This is a genomic window from Pantoea sp. AG1095, assembly GCF_003208415.1.
Lineage (GTDB): Bacteria > Pseudomonadota > Gammaproteobacteria > Enterobacterales > Enterobacteriaceae > Pantoea > Pantoea leporis.
This window is the reverse complement of record NZ_QKMJ01000003.1, coordinates 183,809-199,951: the sequence shown is the minus strand read 5'-3', so window position 1 is coordinate 199,951 and position 16,143 is coordinate 183,809. Positions and strand designations below refer to the sequence as shown.

Sequence of the window (16,143 nt, the reverse complement as noted above, 5' to 3'; positions counted from 1 at the left end):
CGCCGCTATTTATCAATGTGACATGATGTTTTCAGAGAACCACTGCCGCCACTCGGCGGTTTTCTCCGCGCGCAGTTGCGGATCGGTGTTGATGGTGGCATTCCACTGCTCAGGCGTGGTCAGCATCCCAGGCAGCTTCGCCAGTTCTGGATCGATATGCGCATTGGTCACCGTTGGGCTGCCGCGATAAATTTTCGCCACTTCCTGCTGGATTTCCGGTTTCAGCGCGATATTTATGAACTTGTAGGCCAGTTCCGCATGTTTGCTGCCTTTATTGATACCGACGGTATCGACGCCCAAAATCGCGCCCTCTTTTGGCACTGCCAGCTTAATGTTGACGCCTTCTGCAATCATGCTGTAGGCGTTCATCGACAGCATCACCTGTACCGGCGTTTCACCTGTGGAGATCAGCTGCTGGCTGTTGGCATCATCGGTATAGAAGGATTTGATGTTCGGGATCAGCGCTTTCAGCCTGGACTGGCCTTGTTCCCAATGCGCTGCGTCCGAGCCAGAAAGTTTGGCGGACACCGCGATGATATGGCTCGGATCCCAATCTGGCAGCGCAATCGAGCTCTTCAGTTCCGGACGCCACAGATCGTTCCAGCTGGTAAATTCTTCGCCCTTCGGCACTAAATCTGGACGGTAGCCGATGGTGTAAACGTAGCCCCACACGCCAAGGTGATACGGGCTGACTTTGGCCTGCTGTACCAGATTCACTGCGTTAGGGATTTTGCTCATGTCGAGCTTTTCAAACAGGCCGCTATTGGCATACAGATAACCGACATGCGCGGTGGTAAAGGTGACGTCAGTTTCCGGCGAACCGCCCGCCAGCTTGGCTTTGTTCAAACGATCGATGGTGCCGCCGGTGACGAACTGCACTTCTACGCCGGTTTCTTTGGTGAACTCTTTGGCGATAGTTTGATCAATCAGATCCTTAAAGCTGCCACCCCAGGTGCTGACAATCAGCTTATCTGCGGCCACTGCATTCCCTGCGCTTAATACACACGTGGTCAATAACGTTAAGGCACCTATCTTACGCAACATATTCTTGTCCCCAATGAATGAAATGGCTGTTGTCGCTGCTTTGCACCACCGTCTGGTCCATCGCGTCGCAATGCTCTAAAACAGTGCGAAGGCGGCTCTCGGGTGTTGAAGCGATAATGCCGTTGCGGTGAGATGGGGTAAAACAGCATTTCCCTCGCTGTTGCATCAGGATTTCTGAGGCTAAAAAAGTGGCCTGCTTAACAAGGATTTTCTGAAGCAGGAGTGAGGCAGACGCGAATGGTCGCTGGCGCAAGGACAGGTGATTATGCTGTGAGTCGGAATTTGGCATGAGAAATGCTTGAGTTGAATCGACCTTATTAGAATGACTGACGCGACATGAGCGTGTCAGCGATCTCAGGAGAACCTGCATGCTCAGTCGCATCACCCAGCGTCAGCTGGAATATTTTGTCGCTTCCGGTGAAGCGGGCAGCATTATTGGCGCCTCGGAGCGTATTCACGTCTCCTCTCCGTCAATTTCCGCCGCCATCACCCACATTGAGTCTGAGCTTGGCGTGCAGCTGTTTGTGCGTCACCATGCCCAGGGCGTTTCACTCACCGCTATCGGCCATCAGGTATTAAAAGAGGCCAAACTGATCCTCGAACAGATGTCGAACCTTTACACCATTGCATCGGAATCAATGAACAACGTACGCGGCCCGCTGCGTGTTGGTTGCCTCGATACGTTAGCGCCAATGTTGACGCCGGAATTGGTGTTTGGCTTTGGCCGCGCCTTTCCCGGCGTGCGTATTTCGCTGGTGGAAGGCAATCATGAGTTGCTGTTAAAGCAGCTGCGTTCAGCGGATATCGATATCGCCCTCACCTATGATTTGGTGCCCGCCAGCGATGTGACTTTCCAGTCGCTGGCGCAACTGCCGCCCTACGTGATGGTGGGCGAGCATCATCCGTTCGCCACACAGTCCGCGGTTTCGATGCAGGATCTGGCTGCTGCGCCGATGGTGTTGCTGGATATGCCGTGGAGTCGTGAATATTTTCTTGGCTTGTTCAGCGAAGCCGGGGTGACGCCAAATGTGGTGATGCGATCCAGCAGTATGGAAACGGTGCGCGCGATGGTGGCCAACGGAGTCGGCTTTGGTATCGCTAACGTACGACCTAAAGCGCATTTGTCGCAGGATGGTAAACGCTTGATTCGCGTGCGGTTGGCGGGGGTTAACAAGGCGATGCAGTTGGGTTATGCCACCATGGCGCAGGTACAGCAATCCAGGGTGGTGAGCGCTTTTGCCGAGCGTTGCCGCATGTTTATTTCCGACCAATATATTCCCGGCATGGCGGCACCGAGTTATTTCGATCCGCAAGTGGTGCGAGTGGCTTGAGATCCCTGGTCGCCATGAATGGCGACCAGCGGTTAATACCCCTGCTGCGGGAAGACCTGATGCAATACCGCTTCGCCGCGTGCGGCGCGCTGGATATTCGCGGCGACCTGCGGTGCCGCGCTGGCCGGAATGGCAACCGAAGCCAGATGCGGCGTAATCAATACATTATCCATACCCCACAGCGCATCTTCGGGCGGCAACGGTTCGCGGTCAAACACATCCAGCGTCGCCTCGGCGATCTGTCCACGCTGCAACGCCTGCGTTAACGCCGCCTGATCAACAATCGCCCCGCGCGACACATTGATAAACGCACAGCCGTGCGGTAACCGTGCCAGTCGTTCAGCACTTAGCAAGCCCTGGGTTTGCGGCGTGAGCGGCAGCATCACTACCAAAATATCGCTGCCGGCGAGGAAAGCATCCAGCGCGTCTATTCCGCTGCTACAGGTAATGCCGTCGATGGTTTTCTGCGATCGTGACCAGCCGCGCACATCCAATCCCTGGCGCGCCAGCTCAAGCGCGGCGTGCGCGCCCAATTCACCCAATCCCAGCACGCCAACGCGCACGGTTTCCGGCGACCGCGGATGCAGGTAATGCCAGCGTCGTTCACGTTGTGCCCGCTCAAAAGCCGGAATGTCACGCACATAACGCAGCACGGCAAACAGCACGAAGCTGGCCATCATCCGCGCCATATGCGGGTCAGACAAACGAACAATGGGAATATCTGGCAAATCATCGCGCCCGACCAGCGAATCAACCCCCGCACCCAGATTTATAAGCAGTTTCAGCTTGCGATAAGGGGCGAAAAAACCGTGCGGCGGCTTCCACACCAACGCGAAATGCACCTCATCATCGTTTTGCACCTCTTCCGCCCGGCAAAGCGTTACGCCCGGCAGATGCGGTGCGAGCAACGCTGACCACTGTTCAAAACTGTCGAACTCGCTGTAAAAGACCAAAATACTCATGCCGCATTCGCCTTGATCAACTCAACTACCGCATCTATTGCCAGTTCGTAACCAACCACGCCCAAGCCGGCAATCACGCCAGTGGCGGCTTTTGATACCAGCGAATGATGGCGGAACGGCTCGCGTTTCCAGATGTTACTCATGTGCGCTTCGATGATCGGGCCATCAAACATCAGCAATGCATCGAGAATCGGCACCGAACTGTAGGTTAAACCGGCGGCGTTAATGATCAATCCGGCAGCCTGCTGACGCGCTTCCTGAATCCAGTCAACCAGCACGCCTTCGTGATTGCTTTGGCGAAATTGCAGTGCGATGTTGTGTGATGCTGCCCGGCGCTGGCAGCGTTCATCAATGCTGGCAAAGCTTTCGCTGCCGTAAGTGCCGTTCTTGTCCATGCCGTACAGATTAGCGTTCGGGCCGTTAAGGAAAAAAATCTGCTGTGTCATCTGAGCTCCTGAGTCACTGTGCCGTTGTCGCCCGAAAGGGTGACCGAATGACGATTAATGGCGATCAATGCGGGCGCGTGGCGGCCATCGCGGGATGGGCATCGAACAGGGCGAACCACGCGGCAGTCAGCGGATGGTTTGCCCGCCAGTTAAGAGCATCGAAGCGGAAATCGAGATAACCGAGCGCGCAGCCGATGGCAATCAAACCCACGTCATCAGGCTGCGTACTAAAACCCGCAACCTGACACTCAATTTCCCGTAGCGCCGCATGGACTTTTTTCAGCTGAGCATCGGCCCAGCCTTGCCACTGCTTTTCCAATGGGCGGGCACTGAACTCGTAACGCGCCAGCAAGGCGGCATCGATCAAACCGTCGCCTAACGCCTGGCGCGACAAACTCAACCAGCGCGCATCATCCTGTGACGGGATTAAATCGCCTTGCGCGCGAGCATTGAGGTATTCGCAAATCACGCGGCTGTCGTAGAGACATGCCCCTTGTTCGGTTCGCAGTGCGGGCACTTTGGCTAACGGATTAACGATGGCGATGCGCTCATCACGTTCAACCGGATGCGCCGCCGAATCCAGAAGCTCAATCTCATTCGTGAGCCCAAGACAATACGCAGTCACCATCACTTTGCGCACATAGGCAGAGGTGGTGGCGTAAAACAGTTGCATCATGCCAACGCTCCCTGCTGATCCACGCTCAGCAACACTTTGCCAATGTTGGCGTTGGCCTCGAGGATACGATGAGCGTCCGCTGCCTGCGCCAGCGGCAAAATTTGATGCAGCATGGGGAAGATTTTGCCTGCTACGATTAGCGGCAGCAGATGTTTGCGGATGCACGTCGCCAGGCGCGCCTTTTCAGCAGCGCTTTTGGGGCGCAGCGTGGAAGAGGTTAAACTCAATCCTTTTCGCATCACCAATTGCAGATCGAGCTCGATCTTCGCACCCTGCATAAATGACAAGCTCACATGACGTCCGCCTTGCGCTAACACGCCAAGATTACGCGCCACGTAATCACCACCCACGTTATCCAGCACCACATCCACGCCTTGCCCTGCGGTTTCTGCTGCAATCACCGCGACAAAATCCTCTTTATGACGATCGATGGCGCGCCAGACGCCAAGCTGTTGCAGCGCCGCAGTTTTGTTGGCACCACCTGCGGTGGCCACCACACGTGCACCACAGGCGTGCGCACATTGGATGGCAAAGGTGCCAACGCCGCTGGCGGCACCGTGAATCAGTACGGTTTCACCGGGGGCTAAACGGCCCAGCTCAAACAGGTTGTGCCACACAGTAAATGCCGCTTCGGGGATGCCCGCTGCATGCGCCAACGGCAGATTATCGGGCACCTGCAAACACAATTCAGCGCGCGCCACGCAATAGTCGGCATAACCGCCACCGTTCAGCAGCGCCATTACCGCGTCGCCGATGGTGAAACCACTAACCCCTGCACCTAACGCCACCACGTTACCTGCTACCTCCAGACCGAATACATCTGAGCTGCCCGGTGGGATTGGCATGCCGTTACGCTGCATAATGTCAGGACGATTAACGCCCGCGCTGGCGACGCGAATCAATACCTCACCCGCCGCAGGTTGTGGCACGGTACGTTCTACCACCGTTAACACCTCTGCGCCGCCCGGCTGGCGGGCAATTACCGCGTTCATCATTTCAGGCAACATCGGATCTTATCCTTGCTTAGCGGCGGTAAAGGCGCACACGCCTTCATCATCAAAGGTGATGCCCACTACGCTACCCACTGGCCAGCGGGTTAGGGATTCCAGACCCGACTGGCGCGCAAACAGCGAGGCGCTGCCGAGGGCTGGCACATCAAGATGCACATCAACGTGATCGCCCTGAAACACATGGGTGATCACCGTGGCGCTCAGGAAACAATGCGAAGAGAGCGGCCCCAATTGAATGTTTTCCGGACGCACGTACACATCGAGTCGCTCGCCAACGCTCGCCTGCACGCGCTCTGCCGGCAGACGCAGCGCGTTGCCGCCCAGCTCAAGCACCGCAGCGTGATCGCGCCCGGCATAACGTCCAGGCAAGATGTTGACGTCACCGACAAAGCCCGCCACAAAAGGATCGCGCGGCTGGCGATAGATTTCATCCGGTGTACCGATTTGGCGCACATGCCCCGCTGACATCACCACCACACGATCGCTCATGCTAAGCGCTTCGCCCTGATCGTGGGTGACAAACACCGTGGTGACGCCTAACTTGCGCTGGATGGCTTTCAGTTCGACCTGCATCGATAAACGCAGATTCTTGTCCAGCGCGGAAAATGGCTCATCCAGCAACAAGACTTTTGGACGGATCACCAGCGCACGCGCCAGTGCCACACGCTGCTGTTGTCCGCCGGAGAGTTCACGCGGTTTGCGATGGCCGTAACCCGCCAGTTTGACCAACGCTAATGCTTGCTCAACGCGCTCCGCGATTTCGGCCTTTGGCACCCCGCGCATACGCAGGCCATAACCCACATTTTTCTCCACCGTCATATGCGGAAACAGCGCGTAGTTCTGGAACACGATGCCGATTTCACGCTGGTAAGGGGGGATTTCCGTGACCAATTCGCCATCAATAAAAATCTCGCCGCCATCAGCTTCAGCAAAACCGGCCATCAAATTGAGCAACGTGGTTTTGCCGCAGCCCGATGGGCCAAGCAGGGTAATAAATTCCCCTTCCTCAATAGTCAGGGAAATTTTGTGTAGTGCGATAGCGTCGCCAAACTTCTTCAGCACGCCATCTAACTGTACGGCGATGTTGCTGCTTTTCACTGCGAGGCGCGGCATATCGGGCTGTGGGAATCGGGTGATTTCTGCACTAACCATGAACTCTCCAAAGCAATTGGTGTGACGTTGTCACAGTAATCATTGACTCATCCATGCGGCTAAGCGCTGCATCATGGCGTCACAGGCATCCAACTGAGCGATGCTGATGAATTCGTCGGGTTTATGACCTTGCGCCATGCTGCCAGGCCCACAAATCACGCTGGGAATACCGGCCTGGTGGAACAAGCCGCCTTCGGTGCCAAAGGCTACCGTGCTGAAGTCGCTGGATTGAGTGAGATAGGCGATTAATCGCGCAGCGTCACTTTGCGCATCGGTTAATAACCCGGGATAGCCACTGATAGGATAAAAACGGATCGCGCTGTCCACTGCGACGGCCTGCATACGCGGCACCAGCTCTGATTGCGCGAAGGTCTCGATCTCAGCGGCAACGGCTTGCGCGTCATGCTGGGGCAAGGTGCGCACTTCAAAATCAAAGACACATTCAGCGGGCACAATGTTCAATACAGTGCCGCCACGGATAATGCCGGTTTGCACCGTCGTAAAAGGGGGATCGAAACGTGTGTCATGTTGTTCAGTCTGCGCCAGGCGCTCGCCGATCGCCGTTAATTGATGAACAAGCTGCGCAGCATATTCGATGGCATTGACACCCTGCGGCGCATAGGCAGAATGGCAAGCCGCGCCCTTCACTTCGCAGCGCACACCCAGTTTTCCCTTATGACCGAGCACCGGTAGCAATTCGGTGGGTTCACCAATCAGGCAGATTGACGGCTTTTCCGGGCGCTGCAACAGCGCCTCCAGCAAGGTGCGCACGCCCAGGCAGCCGACCTCTTCGTCATAGGAGATTGCCAGATGCAGCGGCTGCTTTAGCGGCTGTGCCAGAAAATGAGGCACTGCCGCCAGCATGCAGGCGATGTAACCTTTCATATCGGCGGTGCCGCGCCCGTATAACTTGCCGTCACGTTCGGTGAGCACGAACGGTGGCACGCTCCAGTTTTGTCCCTCCACTGGCACCACATCGCTGTGGCCGGAGAGCATCACGCCGCCATCGCCAGCGGGTCCAAGACGTGCATACAAATTGGCTTTACTGCGTTCCGCGTTGTGAATTAGCTCACCGCTTACACCCAAATCATTCAGGTAACGCCAGACGAAATCGATCAATGCCAGGTTGGATTCACGGCTGGTGGTGTCAAACGCCACCAGCTTTTCAAGCAGTTGTCGGCTGGTAAACATGGAAACTCCTACTCGTCGCCCGGCACGCCATAACGGGGTGCCTGCGTTGGATCAATGGCGCGCGTCACGTAATCGTTCATTTGCGGTTGATAAGCCAGCCACAGCTGGTCGAGTTCGCTAATTGGATCGCCCTCCGTCCAGTCAACACGCAGATCGACAATCGGCCACACCTGATCATCAACGATCGACAATGCAGAGGAGTGCACCGGCCCCGCTTCCCCGCCCGCCTGCATGCCCGCTTGCAGCGCTGCCATTAAGCGCTCGGCTAAATGACCTGAATGCTGTTCGAAGGCGCTTACCATCGCCGGAATTACCTCAGGATTAGCCAACAGATTGCCCGCCGCAACACAGTGATGACCGGTTTGCGCGTTATGAATGCCCAGCGTTTTGTCACCGCTAAAGCAGGCCGTTTGGCCATCGGCGGCTAACACCGTCACCTGGCGATAAGAGGAAAAGTCGTCGCTGGCGAGTCCGGCTTTAAGCGCGGCTTCTGCGCTGTCGCCTTGTTGCAGGCGATCAAGAATGCGCGGGCCTAGCGCAGGTAAGGTAATGTTCTGGGTTGATACTGCGCCCACTACCGCGCGTAGCCATGGGCAACGTGCGCCTACCGCAATGCTGGATGAGCTAATGGCAATGCCGATTTGACCGGTTGCGTCGCAGCGTCCCACAATGGATAACGTCATCGTCTCGCGCCTCTTATTCCGCTTGCCAGTCGTCAGGAATAACCGCGATCACATCGATTTCCATCAACCATTGCGGCTGACCTAAACCGGAAATCACCAAACCGGTGGAGATCGGGAACACACCTTTCAGCCACTTGCCTACCACCTGATACACCGGCTCGCGATAGCGGGGATCAATGATGTAAGTGGTGGTTTTAACGATATGCGATAAATCGCTGCCCGCTTCTTCCAGTAGCTGTTTAACGTTTTTCATCGCCTGTTCGGCTTGCGCGGCGGGATCGCCTAATCCTACCAGGTTGCCCGCAAAGTCGGTGCCAATCTGCCCACGGACATACACGGTATTGCCTGCGCGCACCGCCTGACAGAGATCGTTATCCAGTGCCTGATTGGGATAGGTTTCTTTGGTGTTGAATTTACGGATGCGAGTATGTGTGGTCATGCTGGCCTGCTCTGCGAAAAAAGGGTTTCGCAAGGTATACCCTCCTACGCCTGGCAGCGAAAACAGCATTAACCGAGGTGTTGCTTTAAAAAATCCGAAGGAGCTAACGGTGATGATTTTTAGCATTAAATTGTGAACACCATCACCTGCCGACTAACCGGCGTTTACCGGACGTGCGTTCTGAGGTATACCACCCTCCTTATTCCCCTAACTCTCAGATAAGGATATAAAAATGTTTGCAAAGCAGTATGAGGTGGATGAAAAGCATATCGATTTTCAGGGCGTGGTCGATGGCCTTTATTATCCGTTTTATATGGAGTGGACGCGCCACGCTTACATGCGTGAGGCTTTAGGTATCGATATTGAAGAAGAGTTTCAACAGGGCAAAATTACGCTCCCGCACCGGATTGCGGTGCGGGGGGAACCCGTTTTCCCCTCAGCCTGTTAATAGAGAAATAAATTTCCACATAACATCAGTGGCTAAATGACTGGAATAAGAAACCCCAATTTTTCATCACTGATGGTGATGCGGTCCCGGCCCAACTGATTCACGCATAATTAATTCCCCGGCAAAGGTTTTGTCGTTGCGCATTTCGCCGCCATCCAGCATGGAAATCAGGCGTTCAATGGTTTCCTGAATCATCTCGGTTACCGGCATTTTCACGCTGGATAACGCCGGAATGGTAAACGGCGCCAGCGGGATATCATCGAAACCGATCACTGCCACTTGTGCAGGCACCGCAATCTGCGCGGCCGCCAGCGCTTTGAGCGCGCCCACCGCCATATCATCGTTACTGGCCACCAGCGCCGTGAAATTTCTGCCCTGCTTCAGTAACTGTTGCACCGCTGTCATGCCGTTTTGCGCCTGCCATTTTCCTTCGACAACCAGCGCATCTTCAACGGCAATGCCATGTTTGGTCAGCGCCGCGTGGTAGCCCGCCAGACGTTCGCGGCCGGTCGGCGAATCCAGTGAACCGGTGATAAAGGCGATGTCGCGATGGCCCAGCGCAATCAGCTGCTCCACCGCGACGCTGCTGCTGCGCTGTTGATCCGAGTAAATGCAGTAACTGTCGTGCTGACGCAGACGGCGGTTGATCACCAATATCGGGTGTTTATGCTGCGCAATGATGCTGTCCATTTCATCGGTGGTGAGAAAACGCGGATAGATGATCACGCCATCGCAGCGCAAATCGAGCAGGAACTGAATGGCCGCACGCTCCTCTTCGGCGCTGTGTTTACCATCCACCAGCAACAACTGACGTCCCTGCTGTTCCATCAGGCGCGCAGAGTGCTGCATCAACTCGCTGAAGTAGCTGCCGGTGTAAAGGGTATTGGTGATCACTAGCCCAATCGTCTGGCTGGATTTGGTCGCCAGATTGCGCGCCAGCAAGTTAGGGCGGAAATCAGTAGCGGCAATCGCCTGATACACCTTCTCGCGTTTTTCCTGGCTGACATAGCCGTTGCCAGACAGCACACGCGATACAGTCGCTTTGGATACGCCTGCTACTTTTGCCACCTCGATTATCGTCGCCATGATTCACTCTTTTTCCATGCTCATTGCAGCAGTGTACCTAAGCTACGAAACAGGCGGCAATTTTTCTGCCATTACCGCATAGCCGTCCAGTTAGTCAAAGCGATCAACTTCACACTTTCAACTATCGAATTTTAAATTTCTTGCCTGGATTACATTGCATCTTCATGATTTTGTGAAACCGGTTTCTCATGATGAAAAATCACGCAGAAACCGTTGTACCCCTACCAAATAATCAGAGATTAAAAATCCATGGCTAAAAATTATGCGGATGTCTCGCGCGCCATCGTGGCTGCGCTCGGCGGCCTGAACAATATCGAAGCGGTGACGCACTGCATGACGCGCCTGCGTTTCGTGGTGAAAGAGAGCGCCAGCATTGATAACGCCACACTGAAAGCCATTCCCGGCGTGATGGGCGTGGTGCACACCGACACGCAGTGTCAGGTGATCATTGGTAACAATGTGAACCTCGCTTATCAGGAAGTGTTGAAGCTCGGCACGCCGAACAGCGAAGGCGCCGCGCCAGTGAAACGCAAAATCACCCTACGCAGCATCGGTGCCGGTATTCTTGATGCGCTGGTGGGCACCATGTCACCGTTGATCCCGGCGATTATTGGTGGCTCGATGGTAAAGTTGCTGGCGATGGTGCTGGAGATGAGCGGCGTGCTGGAGAAAGGCTCATCCACACTGATCATCCTCAACGTGATAGGTGACGGCGCGTTCTTCTTCCTGCCGATTATGGTGGCCGCCTCCGCCGCGCTGAAATTCAAAACCAACATGTCGCTGGCGATTGCCATCGCGGGTGTGCTGGTGCATCCCAACTTTGTCGATTTAATGGCGAAAGCCGCACAAGGCCAGGCGGTGGAATTTGCTTACATTCCAGTGACGGCGGTGAAGTACACCTACACGGTTATTCCGGCGTTAGTGATGACGTGGATTCTGTCGCATATCGAATACTGGGTTGATCGCATCACGCCTGCGGTTACCAAGAACTTCCTCAAGCCGATGCTGATCGTGCTGGTGGCCGCACCGATTGCCATTGTGCTGATTGGACCGCTCGGCATCTGGATTGGTAGCGGCATTTCCGCGCTGGTCTACACCATTCACGGCTATCTTGGCTGGTTATCGGTGGCGATTATGGGCGCGCTGTGGCCGCTGCTGGTGATGACCGGGATGCATCGCGTATTTACCCCCACCATCATTCAAACCATCGCCGAAACCGGCAAAGAAGGCATGGTGATGCCGTCAGAGATCGGGGCCAACCTGTCGCTGGGCGGTTCTTCGCTGGCGGTGGCATTCAAAACCAAGAACCCTGAACTGCGTCAAACCGCTTTTGCGGCGGCGGCATCGGCGATTGTCGCGGGCATTTCTGAACCGGCGCTGTATGGCGTGGCGGTCAGGTTGAAACGTCCGCTGATCGCCAGCCTGATCAGCGGCTTTATCTGCGGCGCAGTGGCCGGGATTGGGGGACTTGCCAGCCATTCAATGGCCTCGCCAGGCTTGTTCACCAGCGTACAGTTTTTCGATCCTACCAATCCGATGAGCATCGTGTGGGTCGCTGGCGTGATGGTGCTGTCGGTGGTGCTCTCCTTCATTCTGACGTTGATTCTCGGCTTTGAAGATATCCCGGTCACCGAGCCCGCACAGCCAAAGCCGGTGACGGATGATGCCAACTCCGCCAACGTTAATTTATCCAAGGTGTAAAAGAGGTTTTTATGTCTGAAGTGACATTTCCAGAGGGATTTTTGTGGGGCGGCGCGTTAGCCGCTAATCAGTCAGAGGGGAGCTATCTGGCGGGTGGTAAAGGTTTAACCACGGTGGATATGATCCCCCACGGCGCGCATCGCATGCCGGTAAAGTTGGGCCAGGAAAAGCGCTTCGAACTACGCAGCGATGAGTATTACCCAAGCCATGACGCCATCGATTTTTACCGTCGCTATAAAGACGATATCGCGCTGATGGCAGAAATGGGTTTTACCGTGTTTCGTACCTCGATTGCCTGGAGCCGTATTTATCCGCAAGGCAATGAATTGACGCCTAACGCGGAAGGCATCGCGTTCTATCGCAGCCTGTTTGAAGAGTGCCAGAAATATGGCATCACGCCGCTGGTGACGCTGTGCCACTTCGATGTACCGATGCATTTGGTGACCGAATACGGTTCGTGGCGCAATCGCAAAATGATCGAATTTTTCAGCCGCTATGCGCGCACCTGCTTTGAAGAATTTAACGGTCTGGTGAAGTATTGGCTGACCTTTAACGAGATCAATATCCTGCTGCACAGCCCGTTTTCCGGCGCAGGTTTGGTGTTTGAACCGGGCGAAAACCCGGAGCAGGTGAAGTATCAGGCGGCGCATCACGAGCTGGTGGCAAGCGCGCTGGTGACCAAAATCGCCCATGAAATTAACCCGGAAAACCAGGTCGGCTGCATGCTGGCGGGTGGCAACTTCTATCCGTGGTCATGTAAGCCGGAGGATGTATGGGCCGCGCTGGAGAAGGATCGCGAAAACCTGTTCTTTATCGATGTGCAGGCGCGCGGCGCTTATCCTTCGTATGCCGCGCGGGTGTTCCGCGAGAAAGGCGTAGAGATTACGATGGAAGCGGAAGATGCCGCTACGCTGCGTCACACCGTTGATTTCGTCTCCTTCAGCTATTACGCCTCACGCTGCGCCTCGGCAGAGATGAACGAGCAAAACAGCAGCGCCGCCAACGTAGTGAAATCGCTGACCAATCCGCATGTTAAACGCAGCGATTGGGGCTGGGGCATCGATCCACTCGGTCTGCGTATCACCATGAACATAATGTATGACCGCTACCAGAAGCCGCTGTTTCTGGTGGAAAACGGCCTCGGCGCGCACGATGAAATCAATGCCGACGGCGAGATTAACGACGATTACCGCATCAGCTATCTGAAAGAGCATATTCAGGCGATGGGCGAAGCGATTGCCGATGGTATTCCGCTGATCGGTTATACCACGTGGGGCTGCATCGATTTGGTGGCGGCCTCGACCGGCGAAATGAGTAAGCGCTACGGGTTTGTTTATGTCGATCGTGATGACAAAGGCAACGGCAGCCTGGAACGCATCCGCAAAAAATCATTCTGGTGGTACAAGCAAGTGATCGCCAGCAACGGGCGGAATCTGGAGGCGCTGTAAATAAGTGGTCGCCATGAATGGCGTAATGCCGATCAGTTAAGCGCCGTTTCAAATCACCGCACCTTCCGTAGCGGCGCGATTTATCGCGCAATGAATTGCGCCGCTACAATGTGTGCTCTCGGTGATGAGGGTTTCATGTCTTAACTGACGAGCATTACTCCATGAATGGCGACCCTACTTAATGATTGGCCACGCTTGTTGCGGGAAAAGATAGAGCCGAATACTGAACAGATGGAACAGCGGCGTCAGCACCCTTTCGTCGTGTTTCGCCAGTTGTTCCAGCTTCAGCAACAGTAAATCCAGCTCATCCTGCAAATCCGCATGCGGTGGGGTTTGCAGTGACTTCAGGCGGCGTTTGAGAAACAGCGCCAGCTCATGAAACATCTGTCCACTATCCAGATGATATTGCTGCAGCAGCTCTTTGTGGCGCGCGTAATAATCAAAGCTATTCACGCCCAGCCACACTTCCTTGAGCAACATGCCGGCTGAACGCATATCGGGATGCGGATCGAGCCGTAAGCGCGGCAACACCACATTCACTTTATCCAGCATCAGGCTGATAAAACGTTGCCGTCCCAGCAGTGACGAACCGTTTCGTTCGGTCTCTTTAATAAAGCGCAATAGCTCGCGCAGACCTTGTCGCACGGCGCGGCGCGCGGTCCATGATGGGCGTTTGTTACGCATGATGGCGGTGATGATTACCGCAAACATCACGCCCGCCATGGTGGCAATCGCGTTATTGATTAGCAGCACCAAATCGGGTTTTAAATGGTGGCCGAGGCCGATAAAGCCGGGGATCTGAATCGCTACGCTCAGGCCTATCATGTTGGTCGAGGGCCGCGCGATCATCAGCGCCAGAATCATCAGTCCGGGTGCAAGACAAATCATCAGCGCCTCAAACGAGGTGGCTTGCGGCAGCAGCAGCGCCACGTAAATTACGCTGATAATGATCGCCACGATTACGCCACGCACAAACAGCTTCATTGAAGTCAGCGGCGTATCCTGGCTGGCGAGCAATGAGCAGAGAATCGCCGCCATCACCGGTGCCGATGCGCCATCACGCCAGCCCGTTCCCATCCATAACAAGCAGGAACCGAAGGTGGCACAGAACGCGGTTAACGCCGAAAGCCGAATTAACCCTTTATCAAAAAAGCGGTGCGTGCGTTTGCCGCGCGCCAGTGTAGTGTCGCCCGACAGGTCGCTTACCAATCCACCAACGCTTTGATAGGCCCCGGCAATACGGACAAAATCCGCCAGCCGTTCCATTAATCCGGTAAAAAGCAGCCAGTTTTCAGTAGGCAATTCGCCGTTTTGCCAGGCGAGGTTAAGTTCAGCCTGACAAGCGCTTAACGTCAGCTGGATGCCGCTGGTTTCCCCTACCGCTTCACCATCATTGAGCCACTGTAGAAACAGCTGAAAGGTTTGCGCCACGTTTTCCGGAAAGGCGATTTGCAGTATCGAGAGCCGCTGCAGGCGCATCTCGATAGCCGTCAGCGTCGGGATCAAATAGGAGAGATGTTGATACTGCACGCTAACCAGGCGAATCAGTCTCCGCGCGGCGTCACCTTCATAAACGCAGTGGGTGATCAGCACTTCCACCTGCTGCGGATGCGTTGCCATGCGGATCAGAATATCGTCACGCTCAGGCGAACTATCGCTGGGAATGCCGGAAAGCAAATCGCTGCACAGTTTGCGCGCGTTAAGATACCAGTGGCTGACACTCTGCTCCAACAGACTGCGCATCGATACCGGAAACAACAGCGCATGCACAAGGCTGCTGCAGACGATGCCGAGCGTGATCTCTTCTATACGTGAAATCACCGTGCTGGTGATCGACAGCGGCGTGGTGACTTCCGGAAAACCCATGATCGCCGCGCTGTAACCAGCCAGCATAAACACGTAACTCTTTGGCGTGCGGTCGTGCAGTGACAGATAGAGGCAAACGCTGACCCATAACGAAATGCAGAAACAGAACAGCAGCGGATGCTGCACGGTCGGCGGAAAGATAAAGAAGACGAATACGCCGCCCAATAGTGTCCCCAGCAGACGGAACACCGATTTGGAAATGGTTGAGGCGGAATAGAGCTGTGACGCGAGCAACACCGTGGTCACCGCCCACGCCGGTTTATCCAGATTCAGTTCGAGTGCGAAATAGAGTGCCAGAAAGGCGGCCAGACAGGTTTTTACAGCAAAAAAAACGGCGTTTTTTGAAAACCACTGCATGACACGGTGACCAGGATGTACTGAATGTTGCGTATCCTGCCAGAATGTGAAAAAGCCTCACCTCGATAAATATGTCGAATTATTTCGTAATCGAAAACCATGTTCATCGCGCGGTTTGCATGTGGCGCAAATGCGTAAGCACGGCTAATGAAAATCCACGTTAAAGATGCGGTTTTGTCGCTAATTTACCCGGCATCAGCGATTTCAGCCGTTTTAACGCGTAGCAGTTATCAGGCCGATAAATGTGTGCTGGATCACACTTTAGTGAAGTGCGCCTTTTTTGGTCGTTTATCCATAAAATAA

Annotated in this window: 15 protein-coding genes and 1 pseudogene; 4 read left to right on the top strand and 12 right to left on the bottom strand. The window is 55.0% G+C overall.

Features of this window, described 5'->3' with window-relative positions:
* Positions 1-12 precede the first annotated feature (12 nt).
* Both DEU53_RS09580 and DEU53_RS22940 read right to left on the bottom strand, forming a co-directional pair.
* Positions 13-1,044, bottom strand: coding sequence for a polyamine ABC transporter substrate-binding protein (locus tag DEU53_RS09580; protein WP_110866847.1), 1,032 nt, complete (start codon positions 1,042-1,044; stop codon positions 13-15).
* Complete coding sequence (locus DEU53_RS22940) at positions 1,034-1,333, bottom strand: hypothetical protein (RefSeq protein WP_146222850.1); 300 nt, start codon at positions 1,331-1,333, stop codon at positions 1,034-1,036. Before DEU53_RS22940 ends, DEU53_RS09580 begins: the two co-directional genes overlap by 11 nt.
* A gap of 79 nt (positions 1,334-1,412) precedes the next feature.
* Between DEU53_RS22940 and DEU53_RS09575 the strand changes: the two genes are divergently transcribed.
* Positions 1,413-2,375, top strand: a complete 963-nt coding sequence (locus DEU53_RS09575; RefSeq protein ID WP_101761546.1) for a LysR substrate-binding domain-containing protein — start codon at positions 1,413-1,415, stop codon at positions 2,373-2,375.
* 32 nt (positions 2,376-2,407) lie between these two features.
* Here the strand turns inward: DEU53_RS09575 and DEU53_RS09570 are convergent, their stop codons facing one another.
* The 8 genes from DEU53_RS09570 to DEU53_RS09535 form a co-directional block, all read right to left on the bottom strand.
* Complete coding sequence (locus tag DEU53_RS09570) at positions 2,408-3,337, bottom strand: glyoxylate/hydroxypyruvate reductase A (RefSeq protein WP_110866846.1); 930 nt, start codon at positions 3,335-3,337, stop codon at positions 2,408-2,410.
* Positions 3,334-3,783 (bottom strand): type II 3-dehydroquinate dehydratase, encoded by a 450-nt coding sequence (locus DEU53_RS09565; protein ID WP_110866845.1) that lies wholly within the window; start codon positions 3,781-3,783, stop codon positions 3,334-3,336. Before DEU53_RS09565 ends, DEU53_RS09570 begins: the two co-directional genes overlap by 4 nt.
* A 64-nt stretch (positions 3,784-3,847) precedes the next feature.
* Positions 3,848-4,459 carry a glutathione S-transferase N-terminal domain-containing protein gene (locus tag DEU53_RS09560; protein ID WP_110866844.1) on the bottom strand — a complete coding sequence of 204 codons (612 nt, stop codon included), beginning with the start codon at positions 4,457-4,459 and terminating at the stop codon, positions 3,848-3,850.
* Positions 4,456-5,466, bottom strand: a complete 1,011-nt coding sequence (locus DEU53_RS09555) for an NAD(P)H-quinone oxidoreductase (protein ID WP_110866843.1) — start codon at positions 5,464-5,466, stop codon at positions 4,456-4,458. The genes DEU53_RS09560 and DEU53_RS09555 overlap by 4 nt, the downstream gene beginning before the upstream one ends.
* Before the next feature lie 6 nt (positions 5,467-5,472).
* Positions 5,473-6,621: an ABC transporter ATP-binding protein gene (locus DEU53_RS09550; protein WP_110866842.1), complete on the bottom strand. Its 1,149-nt coding sequence runs from the start codon at positions 6,619-6,621 to the stop codon at positions 5,473-5,475.
* 39 nt (positions 6,622-6,660) lie between these two features.
* Positions 6,661-7,812 carry an acetylornithine deacetylase gene (gene argE, locus DEU53_RS09545; RefSeq protein WP_110866841.1) on the bottom strand — a complete coding sequence of 384 codons (1,152 nt, stop codon included), beginning with the start codon at positions 7,810-7,812 and terminating at the stop codon, positions 6,661-6,663.
* An 8-nt stretch (positions 7,813-7,820) separates the two neighbouring features.
* A complete protein-coding gene (locus tag DEU53_RS09540) occupies positions 7,821-8,495 on the bottom strand; it encodes a DUF1028 domain-containing protein (protein WP_110866840.1) in 675 nt (224 codons plus the stop codon).
* 13 nt (positions 8,496-8,508) lie between these two features.
* A complete protein-coding gene (locus tag DEU53_RS09535; RefSeq protein ID WP_008106850.1) occupies positions 8,509-8,934 on the bottom strand; it encodes a RidA family protein in 426 nt (141 codons plus the stop codon).
* 232 nt (positions 8,935-9,166) lie between these two features.
* Here DEU53_RS09535 and DEU53_RS09530 point away from each other — a divergent pair.
* Positions 9,167-9,325, top strand: a pseudogene (locus DEU53_RS09530) (acyl-CoA thioesterase); the annotation flags it as partial.
* 123 nt (positions 9,326-9,448) lie between these two features.
* Here the strand turns inward: DEU53_RS09530 and DEU53_RS09525 are convergent.
* Entirely contained in the window at positions 9,449-10,468 is a 1,020-nt protein-coding gene (locus DEU53_RS09525; RefSeq protein ID WP_110866839.1) for a LacI family DNA-binding transcriptional regulator, read from the bottom strand.
* A 249-nt stretch (positions 10,469-10,717) separates the two neighbouring features.
* Here DEU53_RS09525 and ascF point away from each other — a divergent pair, with 249 nt between their 5' ends.
* The gene (ascF, locus tag DEU53_RS09520) at positions 10,718-12,169 is read left to right on the top strand and encodes a PTS cellobiose/arbutin/salicin transporter subunit IIBC (protein WP_110866838.1); all 1,452 of its coding nucleotides are present in this window, start codon (positions 10,718-10,720) and stop codon (positions 12,167-12,169) included.
* Between the two features lie 11 nt (positions 12,170-12,180).
* Complete coding sequence (locus tag DEU53_RS09515; RefSeq protein WP_110866837.1) at positions 12,181-13,617, top strand: 6-phospho-beta-glucosidase; 1,437 nt, start codon at positions 12,181-12,183, stop codon at positions 13,615-13,617.
* A gap of 174 nt (positions 13,618-13,791) precedes the next feature.
* Here the strand turns inward: DEU53_RS09515 and DEU53_RS09510 are convergent, their stop codons facing one another.
* On the bottom strand, positions 13,792-15,840 hold the full coding sequence (locus DEU53_RS09510; RefSeq protein ID WP_110866836.1) for an FUSC family protein: 2,049 nt from the start codon (positions 15,838-15,840) through the stop codon (positions 13,792-13,794).
* Positions 15,841-16,143 lie beyond the last annotated feature (303 nt).